This window comes from Aromatoleum anaerobium, from assembly GCF_012910705.2.
In the GTDB taxonomy this organism is placed as follows: domain Bacteria; phylum Pseudomonadota; class Gammaproteobacteria; order Burkholderiales; family Rhodocyclaceae; genus Aromatoleum; species Aromatoleum anaerobium.
The window spans coordinates 1-2,427 of the sequence record NZ_WTVG02000025.1; the positions used below are offsets into that span (position 1 = coordinate 1).

The 2,427-nt window shown below is 66.8% G+C and carries 2 pseudogenes; both read right to left on the reverse strand.

The window, feature by feature from the left end:
• Positions 1 to 28 precede the first annotated feature (28 nt).
• Positions 29 to 634 (reverse strand): annotated as a pseudogene (gene istB, locus GO606_RS00790) (IS21-like element helper ATPase IstB); the annotation flags it as partial.
• 12 nt (positions 635 to 646) lie between these two features.
• Positions 647 to 2,168: pseudogene (gene istA, locus GO606_RS00795) on the reverse strand (IS21 family transposase).
• Positions 2,169 to 2,427: the final 259 nt, after the last annotated feature.

Consider the following 2,427-nt stretch of genomic DNA (forward strand, 5'->3'; position numbering starts at 1 on the left):
TAAACCTCTAATGCGGTGCACCGCATTAGAGGTTGCTGGTGACGATCGTCGATGCGCGCTCGTAGCGCTCGGCGACGAGGTCGTGGAAATCCTCGTCGTGCGGCGGGCGAAGCGGTTTGAGGCCGAAGTCGTCGACGACAAGGAGGGGCACGCGCGCGAGCTGCTGGAAGCGCCGCTCGAAGCTGCCGACGGCGCGCGCGGCGTGGAGGGAGCCGACGAGCTGGGTCTGCGTCGTGAAGAGGACGTCGTGGCCTTGGCGCACCGCGCAATGGCCGAGCGCCTGCGCCAGATGGCTCTTGCCGGTGCCGCAGGGACCGGCGATCAGGATGGCCACCTTCTCGGCGAGATAGCGACCGGTGGCGAGGTCCTGGATCAGGCTGCGGTTCAAGTGGGGCAGACGGTCGAAGTCGAACGCCTCGATCGTCTTCTCGCCGCGGAAATTGGCGCGGCGCAGGCGCATCGACAGCTTCTTCTGGTCGCGCCGGGCGACCTCGTCGCCGATCAGGAGGGAGAGGAATTCGGTGTAGGCGAGTTTGCCCTCGATCGCCTGACGGTTCCGGAGGTCGAGCGAATCGAGGATGCCGGACAGGCGCAGTTGCTTGAGGAGCGGAGTGAGTTCGGGAATCGGATTCATGGTGATGCGCCTTTAGTGGGTCAGCAAGGATTTGGTGTCGCGGCAGAAGCGCCCGCCGCGGGTATAGGTCTCGGCCAGCGCATCGAACGAGCTCTGCGCCGCCTGTTGGTCGAGCCCCTTGGCGAGGATCGTCTTGACCGTGCGATAGCGCGGACTGCCGAACGACAGCGCCCGCACGCAGGCGGCCTCCAGGCGCGCGCTGCCGTAGGTCTTGGCCAGACGGACGATGCCCTGGGCGGCCCGCAGGTTGTCGAGGACGCGGTCGGCAAAGAGCGCCTCGATCAGCGCCGCGCAGGCCGAACCGATCCGGGTCGCGGCCTCAAGGCACCACTGCGGATCGTGCAGCTGATAGGCCTGCGCCTGCGGCGGCTGATGGTCGCGCACCGTCGAGCGGCGCCCCGGATCCTTCAGCCGCGGATGACTGGCGATGAGCTGGTGCGCGTGGAACACCTGTACCGAGGTGTGCGTCGCCCGTAGCCACAGTTCCTGCCCGACGAGGCGGAACGGCACCGAGTAGAGGCACAGTCCGAATTTGACGTGCGTATCGGGATGGACCTTCACCTTCACCCAAGTGGCCAGGACCGGCGGCACCGCCGGCAGCGGCAGCAGGAGCGCCTGCTCGACCGCGGCAAAGCGCGTCAGCGGCTGCTCGCGCGTCGTCCCGTGGCAGCGGTTGCCGGCCTCGGCCATGATCCACTCGGGCCACCTGCCGGTTGGCGTCGGCGAGGCTCCTGAACTCGCGCAGCGGCAGGAAGTTGCGTTTGACATATTTGACGCCCGACTCGACGATCCCTTTCTTACGCGGATCGGCAGGCGGACACGGCGAGATTCTGAAACCGAATCCTTCGGCACACTCGGCGTAGGCGCGCTGCACCTCGGGGTCGCGGGTGCAGGCGCGGGTGATCGCGCACTTGGGGTTGTCGATGATGACCCGGGCGACGACGCCGTTGAACCACTGGAACGCATTGCGGTGGCAGGCCAGCCAGGTCTCGACCGTCTGGTCGCGGACGAACTCGACGTACTGGTGCCGACTCCACGCCAGCGTCATGACGAAGAACCACGTCTTGCCGCTCACTGCGGTCATCGCATCGGTGATCACCGGGCCGGCGCCGAAATCGACCTGGCCTGCCTCACCCGGTTCGAAGTCGAGGCGGCAGGTCGACGCCTTCGGCGTGCTCGCGTCGATCGCCTGCAGCAGGCGCCGGACCGAGGAGTAGCTCCCCGCGTAACCGTGGTTCCTGACCAAGGCGGCGTGAATCGCGGTGCCGGCAACGCCGGCTTGAACCCAGGCGGTGATCCGCTCGCGGTGATCGACCAGACTCGATACGCAACTCGCCGGTAGCGGCCGTTCCTGGAACACCGCCGCCAGCTCGGCGTCCTCCGGGAGCGCACGCTCCGCCGCCAGCCAGTCGTGATCCTGCGCGGTCTTGCGCAGTCGCGAGAGCTTCTTGCGCCCCATCAGCCCCGACCGCTCGATGTCGCGGTCGGTGTCTCCCTGGCGCATGCGCACCAGGACCTGTCGGTATTGATACATCTCGAACCTCCGTTTGCTCATGGACTCCCCGGCCGAAAAAAACTCGGCAGGGTAAGCCCGGTGGATGGAAGTTCGAAACGCTGTTTCTGTCCCCTCGGCGCCGGCTGCTGGCGCCTTTACGCCGATCGTGCAGTGGCGCCTATACGGCGATCACCTGCTGGCGCCTTTACGCCGATCCGGCGCTGGCGCCATTACACCGATCTTCACGTGGCGCCTATACGCCGATCACGGATTGGCGCCATAACGGCGATCGGTGACA